At 49.0% G+C, this 24,586-nt stretch carries 23 protein-coding genes; 22 read left to right on the top strand and 1 reads right to left on the bottom strand.

What is annotated here, in order from left to right; translation table 11 throughout:
* Positions 1–21 precede the first annotated feature (21 nt).
* The 20 genes from BUA12_RS04410 (at position 22) to BUA12_RS04315 (ending at position 20,780) form a co-directional block, all read left to right on the top strand.
* The gene (locus tag BUA12_RS04410; RefSeq protein ID WP_072708685.1) at positions 22–603 is read left to right on the top strand and encodes a sugar transferase; all 582 of its coding nucleotides are present in this window, start codon (positions 22–24) and stop codon (positions 601–603) included.
* Positions 604–621: 18 nt separating this feature from the next.
* The gene (locus BUA12_RS04405) at positions 622–1,524 is read left to right on the top strand and encodes a methionyl-tRNA formyltransferase (protein WP_072708682.1); all 903 of its coding nucleotides are present in this window, start codon (positions 622–624) and stop codon (positions 1,522–1,524) included.
* Between the two features lie 12 nt (positions 1,525–1,536).
* Entirely contained in the window at positions 1,537–2,190 is a 654-nt protein-coding gene (locus BUA12_RS04400) for a PIG-L deacetylase family protein (RefSeq protein WP_072708679.1), read from the top strand.
* 56 nt (positions 2,191–2,246) lie between these two features.
* Positions 2,247–3,245 carry a polysaccharide deacetylase family protein gene (locus BUA12_RS04395; RefSeq protein ID WP_072708676.1) on the top strand — a complete coding sequence of 333 codons (999 nt, stop codon included), beginning with the start codon at positions 2,247–2,249 and terminating at the stop codon, positions 3,243–3,245.
* Entirely contained in the window at positions 3,217–3,984 is a 768-nt protein-coding gene (locus BUA12_RS04390; protein ID WP_072708674.1) for a formyl transferase, read from the top strand. The genes BUA12_RS04395 and BUA12_RS04390 overlap by 29 nt, the downstream gene beginning before the upstream one ends.
* 139 nt (positions 3,985–4,123) lie before the next feature.
* Entirely contained in the window at positions 4,124–5,257 is a 1,134-nt protein-coding gene (locus tag BUA12_RS04385; RefSeq protein ID WP_072708672.1) for a sugar-transfer associated ATP-grasp domain-containing protein, read from the top strand.
* 12 nt (positions 5,258–5,269) lie between these two features.
* Positions 5,270–6,439, top strand: a complete 1,170-nt coding sequence (locus BUA12_RS04380; protein WP_072708669.1) for a glycosyltransferase family 4 protein — start codon at positions 5,270–5,272, stop codon at positions 6,437–6,439.
* Between the two features lie 491 nt (positions 6,440–6,930).
* Positions 6,931–7,641: a YveK family protein gene (locus BUA12_RS04375; RefSeq protein ID WP_072708666.1), complete on the top strand. Its 711-nt coding sequence runs from the start codon at positions 6,931–6,933 to the stop codon at positions 7,639–7,641.
* The gene (locus BUA12_RS04370) at positions 7,619–8,335 is read left to right on the top strand and encodes a CpsD/CapB family tyrosine-protein kinase (protein WP_084669885.1); all 717 of its coding nucleotides are present in this window, start codon (positions 7,619–7,621) and stop codon (positions 8,333–8,335) included. The genes BUA12_RS04375 and BUA12_RS04370 overlap by 23 nt, the downstream gene beginning before the upstream one ends.
* Positions 8,336–8,453: 118 nt before the next feature.
* The gene (locus BUA12_RS04365; protein WP_072708664.1) at positions 8,454–10,298 is read left to right on the top strand and encodes a polysaccharide biosynthesis protein; all 1,845 of its coding nucleotides are present in this window, start codon (positions 8,454–8,456) and stop codon (positions 10,296–10,298) included.
* On the top strand, positions 10,264–11,496 hold the full coding sequence (locus BUA12_RS04360; protein ID WP_245772741.1) for a lipopolysaccharide biosynthesis protein: 1,233 nt from the start codon (positions 10,264–10,266) through the stop codon (positions 11,494–11,496). Before BUA12_RS04365 ends, BUA12_RS04360 begins: the two co-directional genes overlap by 35 nt.
* 15 nt (positions 11,497–11,511) lie before the next feature.
* Complete coding sequence (locus BUA12_RS04355) at positions 11,512–12,771, top strand: hypothetical protein (RefSeq protein WP_072708659.1); 1,260 nt, start codon at positions 11,512–11,514, stop codon at positions 12,769–12,771.
* 34 nt (positions 12,772–12,805) lie between these two features.
* On the top strand, positions 12,806–14,149 hold the full coding sequence (locus BUA12_RS04350; protein WP_072708657.1) for a phenylacetate--CoA ligase family protein: 1,344 nt from the start codon (positions 12,806–12,808) through the stop codon (positions 14,147–14,149).
* Positions 14,150–14,232: 83 nt separating this feature from the next.
* Positions 14,233–15,387, top strand: coding sequence for a DegT/DnrJ/EryC1/StrS family aminotransferase (locus tag BUA12_RS04345; protein ID WP_072708934.1), 1,155 nt, complete (start codon positions 14,233–14,235; stop codon positions 15,385–15,387).
* A 140-nt stretch (positions 15,388–15,527) separates the two neighbouring features.
* On the top strand, positions 15,528–16,652 hold the full coding sequence (locus tag BUA12_RS04340) for a GNAT family N-acetyltransferase (protein WP_245772740.1): 1,125 nt from the start codon (positions 15,528–15,530) through the stop codon (positions 16,650–16,652).
* Positions 16,653–16,666: 14 nt separating this feature from the next.
* Positions 16,667–17,245, top strand: coding sequence for a YdcF family protein (locus BUA12_RS04335; protein WP_072708930.1), 579 nt, complete (start codon positions 16,667–16,669; stop codon positions 17,243–17,245).
* 39 nt (positions 17,246–17,284) lie between these two features.
* Complete coding sequence (locus tag BUA12_RS04330) at positions 17,285–17,809, top strand: hypothetical protein (protein WP_072708654.1); 525 nt, start codon at positions 17,285–17,287, stop codon at positions 17,807–17,809.
* A 65-nt stretch (positions 17,810–17,874) separates the two neighbouring features.
* The gene (locus tag BUA12_RS04325) at positions 17,875–18,306 is read left to right on the top strand and encodes a pyridoxamine 5'-phosphate oxidase family protein (protein ID WP_072708651.1); all 432 of its coding nucleotides are present in this window, start codon (positions 17,875–17,877) and stop codon (positions 18,304–18,306) included.
* Positions 18,307–18,381: 75 nt separating this feature from the next.
* Positions 18,382–19,443, top strand: coding sequence for a hypothetical protein (locus BUA12_RS04320; protein WP_072708648.1), 1,062 nt, complete (start codon positions 18,382–18,384; stop codon positions 19,441–19,443).
* A gap of 119 nt (positions 19,444–19,562) precedes the next feature.
* On the top strand, positions 19,563–20,780 hold the full coding sequence (locus tag BUA12_RS04315) for a CynX/NimT family MFS transporter (protein ID WP_072708646.1): 1,218 nt from the start codon (positions 19,563–19,565) through the stop codon (positions 20,778–20,780).
* Between the two features lie 188 nt (positions 20,781–20,968).
* Here BUA12_RS04315 and BUA12_RS04310 read toward each other — a convergent pair whose 3' ends face one another.
* Positions 20,969–22,378 (bottom strand): aldehyde dehydrogenase family protein, encoded by a 1,410-nt coding sequence (locus BUA12_RS04310; protein ID WP_072708644.1) that lies wholly within the window; start codon positions 22,376–22,378, stop codon positions 20,969–20,971.
* Between the two features lie 106 nt (positions 22,379–22,484).
* Between BUA12_RS04310 and BUA12_RS04305 the strand changes: the two genes are divergently transcribed.
* On the top strand, positions 22,485–23,039 hold the full coding sequence (locus BUA12_RS04305; protein WP_245772739.1) for a hypothetical protein: 555 nt from the start codon (positions 22,485–22,487) through the stop codon (positions 23,037–23,039).
* Positions 23,040–23,136: 97 nt separating this feature from the next.
* Positions 23,137–24,486: a cytochrome P450 gene (locus tag BUA12_RS04300; RefSeq protein WP_245772738.1), complete on the top strand. Its 1,350-nt coding sequence runs from the start codon at positions 23,137–23,139 to the stop codon at positions 24,484–24,486.
* The last annotated feature ends 100 nt before the right edge of the window (positions 24,487–24,586 follow it).

Genomic DNA, 24,586 nt, shown 5'->3' with positions numbered 1-24,586 from the left:
AGGCCCGGAGGGGGACTGGTGATGAAGGACAGGCACTTGAAGATCAAGCGGGGCATCGATGTCTTTGTGAGCGCCCTATTGCTGGTCGTGTTGTCGCCTCTGCTGATTGCGACTGCGGTGACGATCATTTTGACCATGCCGGGTCCGGTCTTTTTCTTGCAGCAGCGGGTGGGGCGGGCAGAAGCACCTTATGTCATATTCAAATTCAGGAGCATGAAGGCGGATGCCGAAGCGGAAAACAATTTTGCATTCGATAAGGATGAGGAGCGGCTCACGGCATTCGGCAGAACGATCAGAAGGTTGAAAGTGGATGAACTGCCGCAGCTCTTCAATGTACTGAAGGGGGATATGAGCCTGGTGGGCCCGAGGCCGACCATCGAGCAGCAGACCCGGCAGTACAATGCGCGTGAGAAGCAGAGGCTCGGCATGAGGCCGGGCATGACGGGGTTCGCCCAGGTCAACGGCAATACATCGCTCAGCTGGGAGGAAAGGATAGAATATGACATCGAATACGTCAGGCGGTTTTCCTTATTTTTAGATATGAAGATCCTGCTGAAAACGTTGCTGATCGTAGTGCTGGGTGAGGAAAGGTTCAAAAAATGATGAAAGCAGGGGATGGCCATGGCCAACGGCATCATATTCATAGGTTCCGTGATATCAAGTGAAATCGTGCTGGAAAGTCTGATCGAGAATGGATGCCCGCCGGATATGGTGTTCTCCCTCAAGGAGGATTACTCGGCGGATGTCTCCGGCTACAGTGATTTATCCAAGGTGGCCACTGAACACGGCCTCAAGTACGTCGATTTCAGACACATCAATGATGATGAGCATATCCGGCTGATGGAGGAGATGGCGCCGGATTACATCTTCGTCATCGGACTGTCCCAGCTGGTGGGCCCGCGCATCATCAATGCCGCGCGGAACGGGGTGATCGGCTTCCATCCGACGGCACTCCCGAAATTCAGGGGGCGGGCTGCGATTCCTTGGCAGATACTGCTCGGTGTCCGGGCATCCAAATGTTCATTGTTCTACATAGATGACGGTACGGATACAGGGGAGATCATCGATCAGGAACCTTATGTGATCGGCGGGGATGATTATGCAGAAGATGTGGAGGCGGCATCGAACGCTGCATTGAAAAGGATGATGCCGGGCGTCATACAGAAGATCAAGGACGGGGCGCTCACCTCACGGCCGCAGGATGAGGCAGCGGCGACGTATCTGCTGAAGCGGGTGCCGGAGGACGGGCGGATCGACTGGAACGACTCCGTCCGGGACATCCATAAATTGATCCGGGCGACATCGAAGCCCTATCCGGGGGCCTTCTCCACATATAAAGGTGAAAAGGTCATCTTCTGGCGGGGTGAGGTGCAGACAAACGACACGTATTACGGCTTGCCGGGCCAGATCATACGGTCCGGGGGAGGCGGCATCGAGATATTTTGCAGGGACGGCATCTTGAAGGTCACAGATTATGAAATGGAAGCCGGCGTCAGATTCATCGAGGGGAATAAATTCATTTAGGGGGGATGGGGAATGAAGATTCTGGTGTTTGCACCGCATAATGATGATGAAGTGCTGGGCGTCGGGGGGACGATCGCGAAGTATGTGAAGGCGGGGCACTCCGTATATGTATGTGAAGTGACGAGTACGCCCGATCCGGAATGGACGAAGGAAGAACAGACTCAGGCGAAAGCGGCCCATGAATTTTTGGGCATTAAAGAAACGATCTTTCTGAATTTGCCCATGATTGGTCTGAGGCATTACGATACAGCAGAATTCAACGGGAAAGTGCATGATGTGGTTCAGCAGGTGGAGCCGGAAGTGGTTTTTTTACCGCATAAGGGAGACATGAACTTTGACCATGCCGAGGTGACCTACAGCGCAATGGTCGCACTGCGTCCATTCAATGTGCCGAACCTGAAAGAGGTGCTTGCTTATGAAACATTGTCGGAGACGGAATGGAATACACCGACGGTCGATCATGTCTTCATGCCGAATGTGTTCTTCGATATCACGGATACTATGGAAGATAAACTCAAAGCGATGGCATTTTACAAGGGAGAACTGAAAGAATTCCCCCACCCAAGGTCGCTTGAAGCGATGCGGGCATTGTCCGTGTACAGGGGGTCGACGATCAACGTGGCGCATGCGGAAGCTTTCATGCTGATCCGCGCAGTCAGGAAGTGAGATTGATACGGCGGAAGCATGTCATGATTTCCTAAATATTGAAAGTGGTGGTGGAATTGGATAATGGATCTTTGATCATCTCTTTGGATTTCGAACTGTTCTGGGGGTATATCGACAGTGACAGTATGGGCCGCCAATTGACCAGGATGAAGCACACAAGAACAGCAGCTTCGGACCTCATCGATTTTTTTGAAGTGAATGATGTGAAAGTCACATGGGCCACAGTGGGCTTTTTAATGCTTGACGGCGCCGATGCACTGATGGAAGTGATGCGTGGTGATGATCTTCCGGCCTATAAGCATCCGAGGTTCGATAACTATCAAACATTCAGGGAGGCACTGACCCATGAAGACTACACCGGTGACCTGTTCTTCGCCCCGGAATTAGTGGGGAAGCTGAGTGACTCAAAGCATCAGGATATCGGGACCCATACAGCATCCCATTATTACTGCCTTGAAAAAGGGCAGACGCAGGCGGAACTGGACAAGGATGTCTCGATCGCCGTCGATATCGCCGCACAGCATGATATCTGCATCAAAAGTATTGTCTTCCCGAGAAACCAGTATGACAGCGGTGCGTTATCCATCCTCCGAAATCATGGGATTGATATTTACAGGGGAAATCCCGACCACTTCATATATAAAACAAGAAGAGAAGATAATTTGTTGATCAGAGCATTACACCTGCTGGACAATTACGTGAACATTGCCGGCAGCATCACCCATCCGCCGCCCCTCCCGGAAGCCGGTCTATACAATATGAAAGCGAGCCGCTTCCTGCGGCCGATGAGCAGGAGGAACCACAGATTCAGAAAGCTTCAGCTGAGAAGGATCAAAAATGAGATGACCCATGCTGCAAAAAACAACCTGTACTATCATCTCTGGTGGCACCCCCATAACTTTTCCGGCTGCACAGCAGAAAACTTTCAATTTTTAGAGGAAATCATCGACCATTTCAAATATTTGAAGCAGACATATCATTTCAGTTCTGAAAGTATGGAATCCTATGTGGAAAAGGTGAAAGCTTATGAACAAAATCATCATGATATGCGGTGAGGGCGACCAGTCGAATTACGTGTACAATCATGTGGTGAAGGACTTTGATGTTTCAAGGGTATTCATCGTCGGGGAAGGCAGCAGGCGCGATTTTTTGAAGCGAAGGATTAAGAAGCTGGGTCTGTTCAAATTCATCGGACAGGTCCTGTTCGTCATGTATACGAAGTTGTTCCTGCGCAAAGAAGCAGACAGGCGGATTGAAGCAATAAGACAGGAGTATGGATTGGATGAAACGGATATTCCTGATGAAAAGAAGGAATATATCGGGTCCGTCAACTCGGATCATATGCGGAAGCGGCTGGGGGAACTTCAGCCGGACCTTGTGATCATCAACGGCACTCCGATCATCAAAAGACATATCCTCGAGGCTGTGGACGGACATTTCCTGAACATACATGTGGGCATCACACCGAAGTATAGGGGTGTGCATGGAGGCTACTGGGCCCTGTACAATAATGAGGGCACTTTGGCCGGTGTGACCACACATTTTGTCGATACAGGCATAGATACAGGAGCGGTGCTGGATCAAAAAATGGTTCAAGTGACGGGAGGGGATAATTTCCTGACTTACACCCATCTCCAGGCGGCTGCAGCCCTGGAGAACTATAATGACATCGTAAAATCAATACTTGATGATGACTTTCACCTCATGGAACCATTGACCGAGGAGAGCAGGATATGGTCACACCCCACATTGCTCCAGTATATTTACGGACGACTTGTCAGGAAGGTCAAATGATTGAACATTCAGAATTTCGTTGCGTAAATGAGGATGATTGCATATAATGGATTAAAATGGATGGATTGTAAAAAGACAACTAAAGAGTATTTTATCATAGGAGGGTTATGGTTCAGCCTGAAGAGGGGAGATTGGAAATGTGAAGAAAAGGGAGAATTATATCATTTTAAGACGTTATGTAAGGTTTTTCACCAGAGGTGCCATGAATGTGATCAATTCACTTTACCTGGTGAAGATTTTTGCCGGGGAAGTGTACAACATCATTCATAAGAGGAATTTATACAAAGATGTGGAACTGAGTGATCAACAGAAGAGATCCATCCATCATTTATGGCAGAAAAATCTTGGTCTGAAAATCCCTGTATTGTGGCACCGTTTATACCAAAGTTATACCGGGAAGTTCAATAAAAATTATTTTCCTGAAATATTCGTCACGATGAAACTCGAACCCAAATTGAATGACAGGGAGATTGGAAACATCATCAGTGATAAGAGCCTACTGCCTTTATTTTACCGTGATGTCGAAGGTGTGAGGTTACCGGAGACCTACATCATGAACAACAGTGGCATCTTCTACACCCCGGACCGGGAAATCATTACGCGGGATGAGGCATTGGAGCGATTGGCGGATATCGGGGGATGTGTGGTCAAGGCCACGCTGGATACGAGTTCCGGTGATTCGATACGCCTCTGTAATTTCAAGGATGGGAAGGACAGGAAAAGCGGACGGCCGATTGAGGAAGTCCTGAACTCATATGGGGAAAATTTCATCGTACAGGAGAAGATCGTCCCCCATCATAAGCTTACAGAGTTGTATCCCGGTTCCGTCAATACTTTCAGGGTGATCACATATCTCCTTGAAGACAGGATTGAGCATGGCCCGGTCACGTTGAGCATGGGAAGGGAAGGGCATCATGTCGATAATATCCAGGCAGGCGGCATATCGATTGCGGTATCCGATGATGGAAAATTGTACAAGGAAGGATTCACCCATTATAAAGAAGTCCATCAGGCACATCCGGACACGGGTGCTGTATTCGGCGAGTATCATCTGCCAAAAGTGAGGGATATCATTGCGGTCACAAAAAAGATGCATGAAAAGACACCGCATATGAAAATCATTTCCTGGGATGTGACGTTGGATGAAAACAACGATATCGTACTGCTGGAATTCAATGTGAACGGCATGACCGTGTGGTTTCCGCAAATGGTCAGCGGCAGATCTGTCTTTGGTGATGATACCGAGAAGATGATCCGTATGCTCAAAGAGTAGGGGGAGGATTTGATGACAAAGAAAATCGTCCATGGAGTCACATCTTCACTGAGTATATTGTTCCTGAGGGGTCAGGTGAAGTTTTTGGAAAAGCATGGCTATGAGGTGAAGGTGGTCTGCAACAATGATTTCGAGAAAACATATCAGGATATCAAACCGGATCACATCCCGTTCGAAAGGGAGATCCATATCGTAAAAGACGTCTCCGCGCTATACAGGCTCATCAAATACTTGAAGCGGGAATCTCCGGACATCATCAGTTTCAGTACGGCAAAGGCAGGACTGCTCGGGATGATTGCGGGATTTTTGACCCGTGTGGGCACCCGCATTTACATCATCCGGGGCCTCAGGCTCGAGACGGCGAAGGGGATCAAGTCCAGGGTGCTCCATATGACAGAAAGGACCGCATGTATGCTCAGCACACATGTGATCGTCATTTCAGAAAGCCTTGAACAGGAAGTGATCAGGAGGAAGCTCGTGACATCGGATAAAGTGATGCGTATCGGCAAAGGCAGCAGCAACGGCATCGATCTGGAGACTTTCAATCCTGAGCGCGTCCCGGCAGTGGAGGTCAAGTCGTTGAAAGAGGATCTGGGCATAGGGCCGGAAGATTTCGTCCTGGGCTATATCGGGCGGATCACCAAAGATAAAGGCTGCAATGAACTGATCGAGGCGTTCGAGGCACTGTCCGCCGTACATCCGAACTTGAAGCTTGTCATCGTCGGGGACTTCGAAGACAGTGACGCGATCCGTCAGGAGAACATCGATAAGATATATGGCAAGGAAAATATAATACTGTGCGGATACACGCTCGACATCCAGAAATATTACCGCCTGATGGACTTGTTCATTTTTCCGACTTACCGCGAAGGGTTCGGGAACGTCAGCATCGAGGCACAGGCCATGGGCGTACCCGTCGTTGCATTTGACGTGACAGGAGCGAGGGACACCCTCATCCACGGACGGACAGGGATGATCGTAAAGGATAAGGATACGGCGGGTCTCACTGGCACGATCAACCATCTCATCGAACATCCGGAAGCAGTTGAAAAGATGGCATCGGTGTCCCGTGAATTCGTGGCGGATCATTTCGACCGGGCCTTCATGCAGGAGGAATTGCTGAAGTTTTATGACAGTCTCGGGGCGGATCCGGAGAGGGTGCATGCAATGAAGCATCCTTGAAACAACTTAAATTTGATGAGGCAGGCCACCGTCGACGGTCCTGCCTCATTTTTTAATTTTTTTACTGAAACGGCAAATTAAATCATGTGGTTTTCACATATGAAAATTTATACATAATATTCAATAATATAGTTGGCTAAGCCCCTAGTTATATACTAAAAAAAGATAAATTTGACTGTCAATTTAACGTGTGATTCATCTAATTGGCTCGATTTCTAAACAAAAATCCGTTTCAAAGCCTATAAGTAGTTGTTTTATGGGACTATAAACAGAATTTTCAGATTATACAAAAGGTAAAATAGGTTAACAGTAAATTTTTTACAACTTATTCTAATGAACAGTTCTTTATGATTAAATATTCAGAAAAGTATTGATTATTCATTTTCCGTTGATATAATAGTATGAAAGTACTGTTATAGTGTAATTTATCTCATTTGGGATGGGGGGATGAAAAGGCGGTTTTTACAAATTGAATTTATGGGGGAATGGGCATGGGGGATTCGGTCAATCTGGAGCTGGTATTGAAGATCATCAGGCAGAATGCAATGGTCATCATCCTTTTTACAGTCATTTCAGGATTGATGATGGCGATGGTCACTTTCTTTCTGCTGACACCGCGGTATGAGGCGGAGACCCAGATTTTGGTGAGTCAGCCGGAGAGCAGCGGCATCGTTGACAATCAGAACATCGAGACGAGTCTGCAGCTGGTCAACACATACAGGGATATCATTTTAAACCCCATCGTACTCGGTGAGGTCGCAGACAATCTCTCCCTGGAACAGTCGACGGGTGAACTGTCGGAACAGATCACCGTCAGCAACGAGGACCAGTCACAGATCATCACGGTGAGCGTAGTGGGGGACAGCTTGAACGAAGCGGCGGGCATAGCGGATGAAGTGGCCGGTGTCTTTCAGGAAAGGGTGATTGAAATCATGAACGTGGACAATGTGTCCGTCCTGGCCTCGGCATTCATGGATGCCGACACGGAGCAGGTCGCCCCGCAGCCTGTCCTGAACATCACAGCAGGGCTCGTGGCCGGTCTGATGCTGGGTCTGGCATTGGTGTTCACGAAAGCATTTTTCGACAAGTCTGTGAGGAATGAGGAAGATGTCGGAAAACATCTTGACATACCGGTCATCGGATCGATAGATAAATTTGAAGAACGGATGGAGGCAGGAAATGGAAATGAACAGAGGTCATAGAGATGAAGGTACCAGGCCGAGGTACCTGGTGGTGGATAAGCAGCCGCATGCCACGGTGAGTGAACAGTTCCGGACCATACGCACAAATATAATGTACTCGAGTGTGAACAGGGATATCAGATCCGTACTTTTCACATCGGATATGGCTTCAGCAGGAAAATCGACGGTGGCAGCCAACATGGCTGTCGCTTATGCACAGGCCGGCAAGAAGACGTTACTGCTTGATGCAGATTTGAGGCGCCCGACCTCCCATGAAACTTTCAGGGTGGACAACAGGACCGGTCTCTCCACATTGATCGTGAATGACATCCCTCTCGAAGAAGTGATCAAGGCCACTGAATTCGAAAGGCTGGACCTCATCACATCCGGCCCGATACCGCCGAACCCGGCCGAACTGCTGTCTGCTCCGAAATTGGACTCGATAATGCTCAGGCTGATGACACACTACGACATGGTCATCATCGATTCACCGCCTGTCTTATCTGTAACGGACGGCCAGCTGTTGAGCAAGAATGCAAATGGTGTCATCATGGTCACCAATGTGGAAAACAACAACAGGGAAAGATTGAATGAAGCGAAGGATCTGCTCAATAAAGCCGGTGCCAACATCATCGGAATCGTCCTGAACGGCAGGTCTCCGGAATACAAGAAGGACAACCAATATCATTACTATCAGGAACCCAGAGCCACCTGAGGCAGTGCAAACGCGACGCCGGAACATCTGCATACCGCAAAAAGCTTGGAAATGGACACTTTTCAACAGGTCCGTATTCAGCCGGAAAGTAAAATAGGTAATGAAGGAAGAGGGTAATATGGGAGCTAAAAAACGATATTTTCTCTTCGTCTCCATCGATTCCCTGATCGTGACTTTTTCGATATTCATCAGTTATTACATTCTCATCCCATTCTTCTCGGAATACTCGTTGGTTGTACTGGGGACGACTGCGGTGATCATCCTGCTGAGCCATCACATCTTTGCTTACATCTTCAACCTCTATCACAGGGCATGGTTGTATGCAGGTGTCAGGGAACTGACCTTCATCACGATGGCGGTTACGGCGACGATGGTGACGACGGCCATATTGACATTTCTGCTGTTCAATATCACATTTTTCAGGCTGACACTCATCACATGGATGATGCATCTGATATTGATCGGCGGTTCAAGGATGGCATGGCGCATCCTCAATCACCATCTGACCGGCAGAAGAACGAATGGTTCAGGCATGGTGCGTACACTGATCGTCGGTGCGGGGAAAGGCGGCACGATGCTGATCAGGCAGATGATCGACAACCCTTCGATGGGGATGAACCCGGTGGCGATCGTGGATGATGATGAGATGAAACGGAATTTGGAAGTTGCAGGGGGCATCAGGGTCGAAGGCGACAGGCATGACATCGCACGTCTCGTAAGCAAGTATGATATCAGTAAAATCGTCATTGCGATTCCATCACTCAGCAAGAAGGAATTGAACAAGATACACAGGCTGGCGCACATCGAAGGTGTGGATTTGATGATCATGCCGAATATAGAAGATATATTGTGCGGAAAACTTGAGGTGGGCATGCTGAAACAGGTGGAAGTCGAGGATCTTCTTGGACGTGAACCTGTTGAACTGGACATGGCAGGCATCGAAGGGCAGGTGACGGACAAGACGATTCTCGTGACGGGTGCAGGCGGGAGCATCGGTTCGGAAATCGTACGGCAGATCGCTAAATTCCAGCCGCGGCGCATTTTGCTGCTCGGGCATGGAGAGAACAGCATCTACACCATCCTCGAGGAAGTGCTGGACCGGAAGAATGATCAAATCAGCTATATACCGATCATCGCCGATGTACAGAACCGCAAGCGCATCTTCGAAGTTTTTGAAAGATACAGGCCCGATATCGTGTATCATGCCGCGGCGCACAAGCATGTACCGATGATGGAATACAATCCGGTCGAGGCCATCAGGAACAATGTCATCGGCACCAAGAACACGGCAGAAGCGGCATGCCACTACAGGACGAAGAAATTCGTCATGATCTCCACGGATAAAGCGGTCAATCCGCCGAATGTCATGGGGGCGACGAAGCGGGTTGCAGAAATGATCGTCCAGGCCCTCGACAAGAACTGTGAGGATACGACACTCGTCGCCGTCAGGTTCGGCAATGTCCTCGGCAGCAACGGCTCGGTGGTGCCCAAGTTCAAGCGCCAGATAGAAGCGGGTGGCCCGATCACTGTGACCGATCCGAGGATGACGCGCTACTTCATGACGATTCCTGAAGCCTCGCGTCTTGTCATCCAGGCGAGTACACTCGCCGAAGGCGGGGAAGTGTTCGTACTGGATATGGGGGAACCGGTCAAAATCGTCGATCTCGCCAAAAACATGATTCGCCTCAGCGGGTTCAGCGAAGATGACATCGGCATCGAATTCGTCGGTGTGAGACCGGGCGAAAAATTATATGAAGAGCTGCTCAACGCAGAAGAGATCCATCCGGAGCAGGTTTATGAAAAAATATACCGGGGCCGCGTGTCTGAATCATCACTTCAGGTCATCGAAGATAATATAAAAATATTTTTGACACTGAACGAGAAGGAAGTGAAGGAAACACTGATCAACTTTGTCGGCCGGGAAAAGAATGAAGTGGAGTTCGGGCGTAAGCATGCGGTCTAGGAGCCTGAATGTTGCCGGAACATTGTTCATGGCGGTCAACCAATGGCTGCAGGTCATTTTGATCACCCGGCTGCTCGGCTTGTATGAAGTGGGCCTCTTCACATATTTCCTGGCACTGATGGGGCCGCTTGTATTATTCACACGCTTTTCCCTGGCCAGACTCGTGCCGACACAGAAGAAGCTGGCTTATGACTATATCGTCTTCAAAAAGTTCCGGGAGGTCATGAATGTTTCGTTCATCGGCGTTTCGATCCTTCTCATCCTTTTCGTGGATTTGAACCTGTATGAGAGTCTGTGCCTGTTCATATTCGTCCTCTTCAGGTTTTATGAGAATAAGGAAGAGTTCATCTATACGGAAAACATTGCAGAATCAAGAGTGTACGTATTGGGTCTGTCGAGGATCATCAGAAGCATCGTCATCATCATCCTGTTCACGTCATCGATCCTCATCTTCGAATCTTTATTCATGGCCATACTCAGCCTGCTCGTCTCACAGATGCTGGTGTATCATCTGTTTGACCGGCGGTTCTCGGTTTCAGGAAAACGTCCGGATGCTGTAATGACATTCAAACATTTTAAAAACATCTTCCTGCTGGGGATGGGTCTTGCAGTCGTTGAACTGATATCTTCACTGGTCACGAACATACCGAGATATGTACTGGAGCATTTCCACAGCGTCGAGGTGCTCGGGGTGTTTGCGACCATCATGTATTTCACGATCATAACAAACAATGTCGTGGTTGCCATCAATGAGGGGGTGATTGCTGCGCTGGCGCGTGAAGCCACGGTGAGTCCGTCAAAGTTCTACAGATCATTCTTCAAGCTGTGCGGTGTATTTCTCGTGTTGATCATCATCGGGGAAATCATTCTCATCTTCTTTGGCAACGATATCCTTGTTTTGGTTTACGGTCCTGAATTCATTGGTTATCAGAGAGAAATGGTACTCCTCGGCGTCCTGTTGTTCTTCATCGTATATACGACGCTGCTTGAAATGGCATTGAATATATTCAATCTCTATATGCACCAGGTGGTCATGCAGACGATGACCTTGATCGCGACGGTCATTTTATCACTGCTGGTGATCATACCATTTGGTTTGACGGGTGCATTCATCGTCGGCATCGTCACACACGCCATCCTGATGATGATGCAGATCGGTGTATTGATGCATGACAGGAAAGTAAAACGGAGGCCGTAGAAGGGGTGTTGGAATATGATCATCATCTGGCTGGTGACGATACTTTATATTATTTCCGGATACTTATTTCAATACTATATTACGGATACGCTCCATTTAACATTCACGTTCATCATCTTCACCGCCATCACACTTTTCTTCATCCTGGTGATCAAATATACGGCATTCGCAGCCATCATTTATACCAGTTTCCTCATACGGCTTGCCATGATGCTGGTGGATCGCCGGGAGGGCGGGACGATCATCCCGCACAGCGGGGAAGATACGGAGAATTTTTATGAGACGGGGGTGGCGGTCAGCCAGGATTTGACATTGCTCGGCATGGATATATACGGCGGGTTCTACTCGAAATTCCTGGGGGTGCTCTTTCATCTTTACGGGGATGACCGTCTGTTCGCCCAATTCCTGAACATCATCATCACACTGACGGCGATACTGATCGTCATTCATATTTTCAGGATGCTCGGCATTTCGGATAAAGTCCAGTTCTACCTGGTCCTGCTGCTCTCATTCTTTCCGCATTCATTGATATTTTCAAGCATATTGATGCGTGAGTCCCTGATTTCCATCACCGTGGTATTGTCTCTCTACTTTTTTGTCAGGTGGTATAAGGACAGGAGCCGTCCCAGTGCATTGTTGAGTGTGATCTTCGTCCTGCTCGGTGCATCGTTCCACACAGGTGTCGTCGGTCTCCTGATAGGTTATTTGTTCGGATTCATTTTCTACCGGCATTCCACACGGCGTTTCCAGTTTTCCGTCGAGTCTCTCGTACCCTTCAGCATATTCGCCGTCGTGATGACTTATGTCCTGGTGTTTCCCGATGTGATTTCAGGACTGCCGCTGTTCAATAAGGTCGACCAGGTGTTCAATGATGATGCAGGTCTTTATGAGACGGTGGCTTCCGGAAGCGGCAACACAGTGTACCTGCAGGGCTTACAGGTGAATAACCTGTTTCAGCTGGTCTTGTTATCACCTGTAAAAATCATATATTTCATCGCTTCTCCGATGCCTTGGAGTATAAACAACCTCAATGAACTGATCAGCCTGGCACTCGATTCATCATTTTATATTTTTGCTTTAATAATATTCATCAAGAACATTCATATCGTCAGGGAGCGTCCTCTGGCTGCGATACTGCTGCTCAGCCTCTTGGCCGGCTGGTTCATATTCGGCCTGGCGATAAACAATGCAGGTACAGCGCTCAGACACCGCTTCAAGTTTTTCTACATCATTGTGGTCATTTTAGGGGTCCTCTGGGATCAGCGGAAAAAGTGAAGAGAAGATTGAATTTTAAGGGGAGGGTCGGGCCATGCTGAATAAGATAAAAACCGTCAGTGCCCATGATATTTATCACGCATCACCTGTTTTCATGCAGCATGTATTCACCAGTGCATATGGATATAAACTGAAAAGGGAAAGATACAGCAGCCTTTACCGGGAAGCACTCAAAAATTATATAAGGGGGCGGGCGGACCCGCAGGAATTACTGGTGCACCTCATGCATCATCTGAAGGAAAACATCAAAGTATATGAAAATATTGAAATCGATGAAAATGATATCATGGCCAGTTTCAAAAGACTGCCCTTCACCGAAAAAGGGGATTTGAGATACGCGCTTGAAGACCGGTCATATAAGAAAGGCATGATCAGGGAATCTTTGACGAGCGGCACGACGGGTGCGAATCTGATCGTCTATGACTCTGAACATGACCGTGCGAAACGGATGGCATTCCTCGATTATATAAAATATCAGAACGGGGTGATGCCGTTTTCGAAAAGGGCTTCATTCACCGGTCAGGAACTGACGCTGCCCGACCATAATAATAAGTTGTGGCGTTTCAACTATACGATGAACCAGATGCTTTATGCGGCAAGATATATCACACCGGACAATGTCAGTCATATTTATGAAAGTCTGGAGCGATTCAGGCCGGTGTCGATGGATGGTTCACCTTCAGCGCTCCATATACTCGCAAAGCATATGCTCCGGGGAGACATTAAGGCGTCCTGGGATGTCACCGCAATCTTTCCGACGAATGAAATATTGACGCCCCGGGTGAAAAGGGATTTGGAAAAAGCGTTCGATACCATTGTGATCGATCAGTATTCGACCGCCGAAGGTGCACCATTCATATATAGTGATCCCGAAGGCCGCTATATGCTCGGCGATGAAACTGGGCTGTTTGAATTCTTCAGGAAAGGTCACCATCTATATGAAATGGTCGTCACGACATTCATCAACGAGGCGACGCCCATTGTGCGCTACAAGATCGGTGACCAGGTGGAGATGGCATCCGATGCGGAGTATTTGAATTCATTTGAAGACGAGTGCCGGATCAGCAAAATCATCGGCAGGGGTGCAGATTTCCTGTACAGCTCCGATGGCAATAAAGTGAACAGCATCATCGTCGCCTGGATTGCAGATGAACTGGAAGATGTTGTGGCGCATACACAGTTCATTCAGGAAGAAATGAACAGAGTGACCATTAATATCGTGGTGGAAGAGGATTTCACCGAACATCATGAGCGGACTTTGCGGGAAAGGACGAAGAAAATGCTCGGCAGGGAGGTTGACGTCATATTCAATTATATGGATGCCATACCGAAGGCGCGCAGCGGGAAAGTACGCTTCATCATAAACGAGGTGGAGTGAGGGGATTAGAGGCACATTGGCCGGCAACGGCAAAGTGACAGGGAACTGGAGATGAGTTTCAAGGGGAAGGGGCAGTGTATCATATGGTTTCAAACAGAATATTCCTATCGTCTCCCCACATGGGGGGCAGTGAAGAGCAGTATGTCAAAGATGCTTTTGAAAAGAACTGGATTGCGCCGCTCGGCGCAAATGTCGATGAATTTGAAAATCAGGTCAGCAGATATACGGGAGCGGAGGCCGCATGCGCCGTATCCAGCGGCACAGGTGCGATACATCTCGCACTGGACGTGCTCGGTGTGCAAAGAGGCGATGTCGTATTCTGTTCCACGCTTACATTCGTCGCAAGCGCAAACCCGATCCTTTACATGGGTGCGACTCCGGTCTTCATCGATTCCGAAATGGACAGCTGGAACATGTCGCCTGCAGCCTTGGAGAAGGCATTGAAGTTCCATAAGATGACGGGCAGGCTGCCGAAGGCGGTGATCGTCGTCAACTTGTACGGACAGTCTGCGAGGATGGAGCGCATCATGGAAATCTGCAACAGGTACGGCGTGCCGGTCGTGGAAGATGCAGCGGAGTCACTCGGTGCAACTTACCGGGGCCGTGCCAGCGGCACATTCGGCAGAATCGGGATATTTTCCTTCAACGGCAACAAGATCATCACGACTTCAGGCGGAGGCATGATCATCTCGGACGATGAACTGCTCGTCAAAAAAGCTTTGAAAAAGGCCACCCAGGCAAAAGAGAGCGCGATACATTATCAGCACAGGACGATCGGGTACAACTACCGCCTGAGCAACATCTGTGCCGGCATCGGCCGTGGCCAGATGGAGGTCCTGGATGAGCGGATAAAGAAGAAGCGGGAGATCTTCGAGCAGTACGTGGAGGGGCTGTGTGACATCAGCGCCGTCGATTTCATGCCGGAAATTGAAGGGTCTTTCCATACCAGATGGCTGTCCACGCTCACGATCGACCCCGATAAGACGATCATCAGCCCGCGGGATGTCATCCGTCATCTGTCAGCCCACAACATCGAGGCGAGACCGGTGTGGAAACCGATGCATATGCAGCCGTTGTTTGATCGTTGTGCTTATTTCGAAGAAGCGGAAGATCACTCCAAGTATCTGTTTGAAAATGGATTGTGCCTGCCGTCGGATACAAAAATGTCGGAAGAGGATGTGGAACGGGTCATCCGCCTGTTCAGGGAACTGCTGCCTGTCGGAAAGATTACTGCTTAATCCGTAAAGATTCAATTAGGGAGAGGTGTTCATCCATGATGGAGAACCGTTTGGGAGCTGAAAAGGGGAGGCAAAGTGAAGTATCTCGACAACATGGACTACTCGAATATACCAAAAAGGGGAACGGCGGAAGGATAAGCGTGACGAAGTTCAAAAGGAGGATCGAGGTTTCCGGGAAATTTGAAGAGGACACATCGGCACTTGATGACCCGGGTGGAGGACAGGGAGGGAGTGGTGCGTCCACGCACTTGAAAGTCGTCGGCCCGGCGGCCCGGCAGAAGAGTCTGAGTGAATTCGATATATATTTCACGCGGGAATATGCGAAAGTGAACGAATTGATCGAGAACGGCGAAGCAAAATTTTTCGAGATTAAAAGTAAATATGGACATATCACCCACAGCGCCATCAAAAGGAAGATCCAGACGAAAATCGGGGGCGTGCGGTATTATGATTTGATCTCCCCCTATGGTTACGGGGGCCCAGTCATCCATGAACATACCAACCGGGCCAAGCTGATCTCGGAGTTCAAGGAGTGTTTCAGCATCTACTGCGCCAACAACAATATCGTCTCGGAGTTCATCAGATTCCATCCTGTATTCCAAAACCAGAAAGATGCATCCGGCATATACGACACCACCTATGTGAGGCAGACTGTCGGTACGGATTTGAAGCGGTTCGAAGACACTTTCCAGAATGAGTTTTCAAGGACGGCCAGGACGAAGATCAGAAAGCGTCTCCGGGATGACAGACTTTCATTCCACGTTGAAAGAGGGTTCGAAAATATAGAATCTTTCATCGACATCTATAATAAGACGATGGGCCGGCATGACGCCGCACAATTCTATTATTTCGACAGGGAATATTTCTATGCATTGAAAGATCAATTCGGCGGGGACATGATGACGATCAGTGTCAGGTTCGAAGGCCGGATCATTGCAATGGGACTTTATTTCCTTTCGGGTGACATCATCCATGATCATCTGAACGGTACGGACCCGGATTACCTTGAATTTTCACCGGCTTATCTGCTGAAATATGCTTCGATGATGTGGGGCGTCAAGAATGGGTATTCGCTCATCCACTATGGCGGCGGTGTATCGAACGCAGCAGACGACCCGGTCCTCCATTTCAAGAAGCGTTTCAGCAAACACACGGAATTTGAATTCCATATCGGCAAAAAGATATGGAACAGGGAAGCATACAACAAGCTGTGTGATATGAGGGGCATGGATAAAAACAGGGAGTTCTTCCCGGCATACCGATGAAGAAGAGGGAAGCTGTGAAGCTGAGGCTGCTGGTGATCGGCCTATGCATCCTCCTGCTGCTTTTCGTCACCGCGATCATCGAGAGCTTCGATCACAGTATGACGGAAGCCCCGGTGCCTGCGGATGTGATCATCATGCTCGGCGGGGACGACCGGGGGCGGCTTGAAAAAGCGGCGGAACTGTATCACGCAGGCTTTGCCGAGCAGGTGATGATTTCACCGATCAACAGTGAATACTATTCCCAAAGCATGGAATTCGCCATCGCACTCGGCATACCTGAGGATGCAGTCATCGAGGAAACCGAAGCGACGAGCACTTATACGAATGCGGTCCTGACCCTGGAAATGATGGAAGAACTGAATTTTGAAAGCGCACTTGTAGTGACGAGCGACTTCCATATGAAACGCTCCATGCTTTCATTTGAACGCGTCAATGCGGGGCGGTTTGAGTTGACCTATGTCGCTGCATTAAGCGAGAACGGTGAGAAGTGGCACGAACGGTCGTATGCCCGGCTCCTGTGGGCCAAGGAATTCTATAAAATCTGGGGTTACAGATTGGGGTTGTATAAAGTTCTCGATCTGCCGGATGATTAAAGCCGGATCGTGCATATATGAAGAAAGCTGGTGAGGCTGATGATATCCTATCAGGAAATGAATGTTCTGCTCAACACGATTGACCTGCCGAAAACCGTTGAAGATATCCTTTCGTTCAAGTATGAATGCACAGATGGGGAGGAGGCTTTCATCAATGGCGCAAATGCATTTTTAAGGGATTATGCGGAGTATGAAGATTATAGGTTGAAACAAGTTTACTGTCTCGGGACATGCCTGTTCAACTTCACTCGCGTGGGACTTTATTTCCTGCTTGAAGATGAAGTGCTGACCATCAGCACCTCCAACCTGAAAAAAATCAATGGCGAAGCACCCGACTGGAGAATCAGCCATTTCCCTTTCAGGACAATCGAAGAACTGGATCTTGAAATGGTGGAGGACACGCGGAGCCATCAGTATGAGACCGGCATATTATATGTGAAAGTCATCAATGAAAAAGGCATCCCCCGCACCCATGTGCTCCATAACATCAATCCCGACCATATCGACTGCTTCAGGGATTTCTATACGAACATCATAGACAATAAAAGGATCAGGGGCGCTTGAATATAATGATATCTACATGTTTATCCAAAATGAATCAAAGGAATTTGAATGATGAGGTGATGGACATGGAGAGGGAAAAGATAATTGAAGAAGTTGAAAGCATTTTGAAAGTGCCGCAGCCCGGCATCATGTCAACCGCTTACGGCAACTTACCGCACAGCCGGTACATGATGTTCCACAGTGACGGCAGAAACCTTTATGCAGAAACTTCAGCCGCCTCCGTGGATGTGGATGAAATCAGGGAGAACAACCTTGCGTACATCATCCTGGGATATGATGCAGAGGCGGAGTCCAGCTATCTGGAGATGCTGGCTGAAACGGAAGTGGTGATGAATCAGGTGACGATCGACTGGCTGTGGGACCAGCAGGATCATCACGATTTGGATGTGCTGGAAGAAGAGGTGATGATCGTGCTTAAATTCATCCCCGGTCAGATCAAGCTGATGAATGCAAATGATGCAATCGATCAGCCGGAAGTGCTCGATTTTACAAGATGAAAAGGAATATGAGAGAAGTATGGAGATGGTTTTCAACGGAAGGCCGTCTCTGAATCTTTATTGGGGGGTGGATGTATGGATCTTGCGATAGTGGGGATGAATTCAACCGGGATTGATTTGTATCAGACCATGAAAAATGAGGTGGATGAACTCCATCTGCTTGGTCAGGCACATGAGCCCGGCATGGTCCTCCAGGGGCAGGGGATCATGCTGGAGGGGGATGACCTGCACGAAATCATCAGCATAGTGAACGAAAATATAAAAAGTGAATGTCTGATTTATATCACGAATGATATTTATTATGACCTGGTGATGAATGAATACGGCAGGACGGAAACATGGTTCAACGACAATATCAAATACTTCGGCGTCAGTCATGAGTTCTATTCGAGGATGCGGGATAAGAAGAAGTATGAAAGATTTCTCGCCTCATATCGTATGATCTCACCCCAAAATTATGACCTCGAAAAAGACGGGGCAGTGCCGCTTCCGGTCATCGCCAAGTACAACGGTCTCGAGCACGAAAATTATCAATATAAAAGCAGAGTGATCACGACCAGGACAGAATTGGAAGCTGAACGGTCCCGGGAATATGCGGGATCTTATATATTTCAAAAGTATTACCCGCCGGATGAATATTCGCAATTCAGCTACGGCTGTTTTGTTGACCGGGGGAAAGTCATTGCGGATATTTTTGTCAGACAGCTGGGGCAGTATCCGCAAGGGGTATCCACCCTCGTGGTTGAGGATGGTGGACGTCCGGCGGACTTCATAACTTCGGTCGAAAGACTTTTGAAAGAAGAGGAATATGACGGGTTCATTGAATTTGAAATTTTGAAAAGCGACCGGGAAACAGTGGTGATCGATTTGAACCCGAGACCGTGGGGATGGTTTTATATATTGAATTTCAAGTACCGGAATTTTTCGGAACTTGCTTGTCTGAAGTCGAAGGTGCCGGCGGAGGTCAATAAAAGGCGACGGGTATGGGTGAATTACAGCAGACTGTCGGCCGGACTGCTGAAGGGTGGATCATTCGGTGTATTGAAACATGTCAGGCTCAACAGGAGTTTTTTGAACAGCCTGCTTTTCGTATATTTGACGCTCAAACAGAAGACAAGCAGCAGAGTCAGGAGGTAAAATCTTGGCTTTTCTTTCATTTAAATGTATTTTTGACTTTAAGGCGCATGTTCATGATCGACTTCATGCAACCTGCCCCTTTTATTTACTCTTGAAAAACGGGAAGAAGGCGTACCTAAATGTCTGAAATACAAAATTCACAGAAGTTCAGGAATAATATACTCCTCGTCATCGGCATCATAGCAGTTGCTGCCATGCTCCGGGCGCCGCTCACGGCGGTCGGCCCGGTCATCAATGAAATCAGGGACGATCTGATGATCTCCAATACTGTCGCAGGGCTGCTCACGACGATCCCTCTGCTCACGTTTGCTGCGGTGTCCCCGTTCGTATCAAAGGCCGTGGCGAGATTCACGATGCCGGTCACGATTTTTTATGCCATCATACTTTTGATTGCTTCGCTTTACATAAGGACCATCGGCACACTCGAGTGGTTCATGGTCGGGACCGTCCTGCTCGGTGTCGCAATCAGCGTGGGCAATGTGACGCTGCCGAGCTATGCCAAGTGGAAATTTCCGCTTCAGGTGGGTGTCGTCACTGCCATATACAGTTCGACGATGAATCTGACTGCGGGAGTCGGCAGCGGCGTGAGTGTGCCGCTTGCCGAGATCGGCGGGGGTTACGGTCTTTCACTCACGATATGGGTGGCCTTCGGGATTGTGGCGCTCATCGTGTGGATTCCGCAGCTTAAAAGTGCCGGAGAGGGCATGAGGGCTGCCGGAAAACGGGTGGAAGAGGTGCCGAAGCGCAGGATGAGCCAGTCCAAGATGGCATGGGCAATCGCCGTCATGTTTGCACTCCAGTCCACGACATTCTACACCAATGCCGCATGGCTGCCTTCCATACTGATGGACAAGGGACTGAGTCCGGAGGCGGCCGGCTACTTCTTCATGTTCTGCCAATTTGCCCAATTGCCGATGACATTTTTATTCCCGATCCTTGCAAGCCGGGTCGACAGTCAGAGGAGCATCGTGGCGGCAATCACAGGGCTTCTGTTGGCCGGGTATCTTCTGTTGTTTGCTGAGACGCCGGGCCTGCTCATCTTCAGCATGATATTCATAGGGTTCGGCACCGGGGCTGCCTTCAGTACATGCATGCTGCTGTTTTCAATGAAGGCGAGGACCGATGCGGGCAGCATCTCACTGTCCGGCTTCGGCCAGTCCATCGGTTATCTGCTTGCCGCCATCGGCCCGTTTCTGATGGGATACCTTTTTGATGCGACAGGCAGCTGGACTCCGGCATTAATCTCTTATTTGGTCATCGTGGTCATGTTTTTCGGTGCAGGCATGGTGGCGACACGGAAATTTCACATCGAAGATGAGCTGGAGGAGAAAGTATAGGCTGGTTAACGGAGTCTCGATTGCGGGATAAACTGCAGACGGGGCTTTATTTTACCATTTGAATGAATACTCAATATTCTGTTAATTAATATGGTTCAATGAGGGAATTGAGGAGGATTATCAAATTTGATATAAAAATAAAAGACCCTGAGATCGAAAGTCTCAGGGTCTTACTGTTTCATATGATTTTAAGTGAACAGTGCCTTGATTTCAATATAGTCCTCCACGCCGTACAGTCCGTTTTCACGGCCGAGGCCGGATTGCTTATATCCGCCGAACGGTGCTTTAGGCGAGCGGTCGCCGCCGTTGATGAAGACGTTGCCCGTACGCAGCTGTGAAGCGACCCTTTTGGCAGAATCGAAGTCGGGTCCGGTGACCGCACCGGATAAGCCGTAGACCGTATCGTTCGCGAGTTCGATTGCTTCTTCCTCGCTGTCGTAAGGGATGACGGTGAGGACAGGTCCGAAGATCTCCTCCTGTGAGATGGTCATATCGTTTTTCGCATTGGTGAACACCGTCGGCTCCACATAGTAGCCGGTCCGATCGACCTGGCCGCCGCCGACGAGCACTTCCGCACCTTCATCCTTGCCTTTCCGGATATAGTCCAGCACGGTTTCCATCTGGTTTTCATCCACAAGCGGGCCGATGTCAGTGTCATAATCCGTCGGATCGCCGACCTTTACATCTTCATAGTACTTTTTGATCCTTTCATTCACTTCATCCAGATCTTCCCTCGGGACGAGCAGGCGTGTCAGGGCCGAACAGCTCTGTCCCTGATTGTTGATGACGGTGGTCGCGGCCTGGTCGATTGCCTGTTCCATGTCGCCGCCCTTCAAATAGACGAGCGGTGATTTGCCGCCGAGTTCGAGCACCAGTTTTTTGATGTTGGTGCCGGCACTTTCGTACATCTTACTGCCCACCGGTGTGGAACCTGTGAACGATACGACGGAGACATCCTCATGCTTAGTCAAATAGTCGCCGAGGTCGCCGCCGCTGCCTGTGACCATGTTGAAGACGCCGTCCGGCAGTCCGATCTCGTCCACGATTTCCGTCAGGATCATTGCCGTGAGCGGTGTGAGGCTCGCCGGTTTCACGACGACGGTGTTGCCTGCCAAAAGCGCCGGGGTGATCTTCCTCTGGATCTGGTTCAAAGGATAGTTCCACGGGGTGATGCATGCAACGACGCCGAAACCTTCTTTTTGAAGTATCGTGCCGTCCTCCATCTCTTCTTCGAACTTGAACTTCTTGAAGTCATCAAGTGTCGCCTCCATTTCCTTCAGTGACAGCGGCACCTGGCCCTCTTCAGAAAATGTCTGGGAATTGCCCAGCTCCGCCACCATCATATCGGCGAGTTCCTGCTTCCTCGATTCGATGCCGTCCTTTATCTTTCTGACGTACTCAGCCCGCTCTTCGGGTGATGTCTTATTCCATTCCGGGAAAGCATTCTTTGCCGCTTCGACCGCTTTATCCACATCATTGTGGCTGCCTTTGGGAACTTTTGCGATGATTTCCTTCGTAGCCGGGTTCTCCACTTCACTGAATTCGCCTGAATCGGAGTCCTGCCACTTGCCGTTGTAGTAAATTTGATACTCCTTCACAAAATCTCCTCCTGAATATATGTTAAGTCGTTGAATTCCATAAACTCCGCTCTTGTTTAATGTACCCTTCGTGAGTTTTTAAAAAACATCGATAAAATGTTATTTATTGAACGCTGAGGGTATTGGTGAAGTCAAGGAGGAATCGCGTATTATTTCCTATAGAGTGTTGAATGAGTATCTGGACGGTATAAACCTTCCGAAAACCATCGAGGAAGTGCTGGCTTATAAATATACATTGGACGATAAAGAACTCAGGTTCATCACCAGCGCCAATGACTATTTGAGGACCCATGAAAAATATGAGACATATAAAGTGAAAGAGGCGCACTGCATGGGCACGTGCCTGACGGATTTTACACGCGTCGGGATCTACTTCCTCCTGGAGGATGAAATTGTGACAGTCAACACTTCCAATTTGAATAAAGAGTCATTCAAGTGGGAGGTATTTCATTTCCCCTTCACGCAAATCGAGGAACTGGACCTCACCATCGAGCAGGGGATGACTGAATATGACTATGAAGCGGGGATACTCTACATCAGGGTCCGGAACGATAAGGGCCTGAGGCGCACACATGTCATAAGGAACGTCAATCCGCGGCACTTCCAATGCTTTGAAAAATTTTACGAAAACATCAGGCAAAGTAAGAGCATCACCGGATGATGCAGCCGGTGTTTAACGGCCAATCTCAAGGGTACGGTGTTATAAGATGTTCCCTGCATGATGCATTGCGTTTGCCGAAAACTATTAAAAGGAGATGATGGATGTGAAAGTGGTGACACCCATCCCACGTGATAAGGGCGTCGACAATACTTTGGATTTGATTCAGGAAGGTTTCAACTTCATACCGGACAGAAGGAAAAAGTTCGGCTCCGACATTTTCGAGACCCGGCTGGTGGGCAGGAAAGCGATCTGCATCGCCGGCGAAGAAGCGGCTGAGATATTTTATGACAACGATAAGTTCAAACGGAAAGGTGCCATGCCGAAGCCTTTGAAAAGCTCCCTGCTCGGCAACAACGGCGTCCATGAACAGGACGGTGAAGTTCACAAGCACCGCAAGAGGATGTTCCTCTCGATGATGACGCCGGAACGTCTTGAAGATATGAAAAGGATTGCTGTGGAAGAACTCGATAAAAAAGCAGATGAGTGGGAGGGGAAAGACGAAGTCGTGATGCTTGAAGAGATACAGAAAGTCTTCGGCATCACCGGCCTCCGCTGGGCCGGCCTGCCGCTTGAGGGGGAGGATATCGATAAGCGTGTGGACGAACTGGTCGATATGGTCGACTTCGGCGCTTCCGACACCGGAAAGACTGCAGTGAGCTTCGCGACCGGTGTGGCTTCAAGGAAAAGCCATGAGAAATGGCTGATGAAAATCATCAGGAAAGTGCGATCCGGTAAAATAAAACCCCATCCCAACACGGCGCTTTACATCGTGGCCCACCACAGGGAGCGGGACGGAAAGGAACTGGACCCCCATACCGCGGCGGTGGACTTGAACAATGCCTACAGGCCGTTGATAGCTGCTGCCTATTTCATTGCATTCGGTCTGCTCGCGATTCATGAAAATCCAGAGGTCGGCAAGAAGCTTAAAGAAGATGCAGATGGCAACTACAGCAAAATGTTCACCCAGGAAGTCAGACGCTATTATCCATTCGCACCGGCGATGGCTGCCAAGGTGAAGGATAAATTCGAATGGAAAGGCCATAAGTTCAAGAAGAACAGGCTGGTCATACTCGATCTTTTCGGTACAAACCGTCATCCGGATGCATGGGAAAATGCAGATGAATTCAGACCGGAACGGTTCAGGGACTGGAAAGAGAGCCCTTTTTCATTCGTGCCGCAGGGCGGCGGGGACTTCCACGCAGGCCACCGCTGTGCAGGTGAATGGCTGACGGTCATGGTCATGCGCTCAACTTTTGAATATTTGACGAAAAGCATCACATATGAAGTGCCGAAGCAGAATCTGGAATACGACATGACACGCATCCCGGCCTTTCCGAAGAGTAAATTCATCATCACGAACGTCAAAAAGGAAGGTAAATCCAAAGACGCATTGAAATACGATGAACAGAGTCCGACTGTCGTGAAGGACAGTACGGCTGGAAGATGACTTCATGAGGGGCATGGTCATGCAGCCCTGGAAAATCGGAAACTGCACTTGCTGCCGGGGCATCATACAGTGGAAAAGCCTGCTGTGTTGCGCTTCCACC

It is taken from the genome of Lacicoccus alkaliphilus DSM 16010, from assembly GCF_900142805.1.
Classification (GTDB): Bacteria; Bacillota; Bacilli; order Staphylococcales; family Salinicoccaceae; genus Lacicoccus; species Lacicoccus alkaliphilus.
The sequence above is the reverse complement of the archived record's forward strand: the minus strand, read 5'-3'. Positions and strand labels throughout refer to the sequence as shown.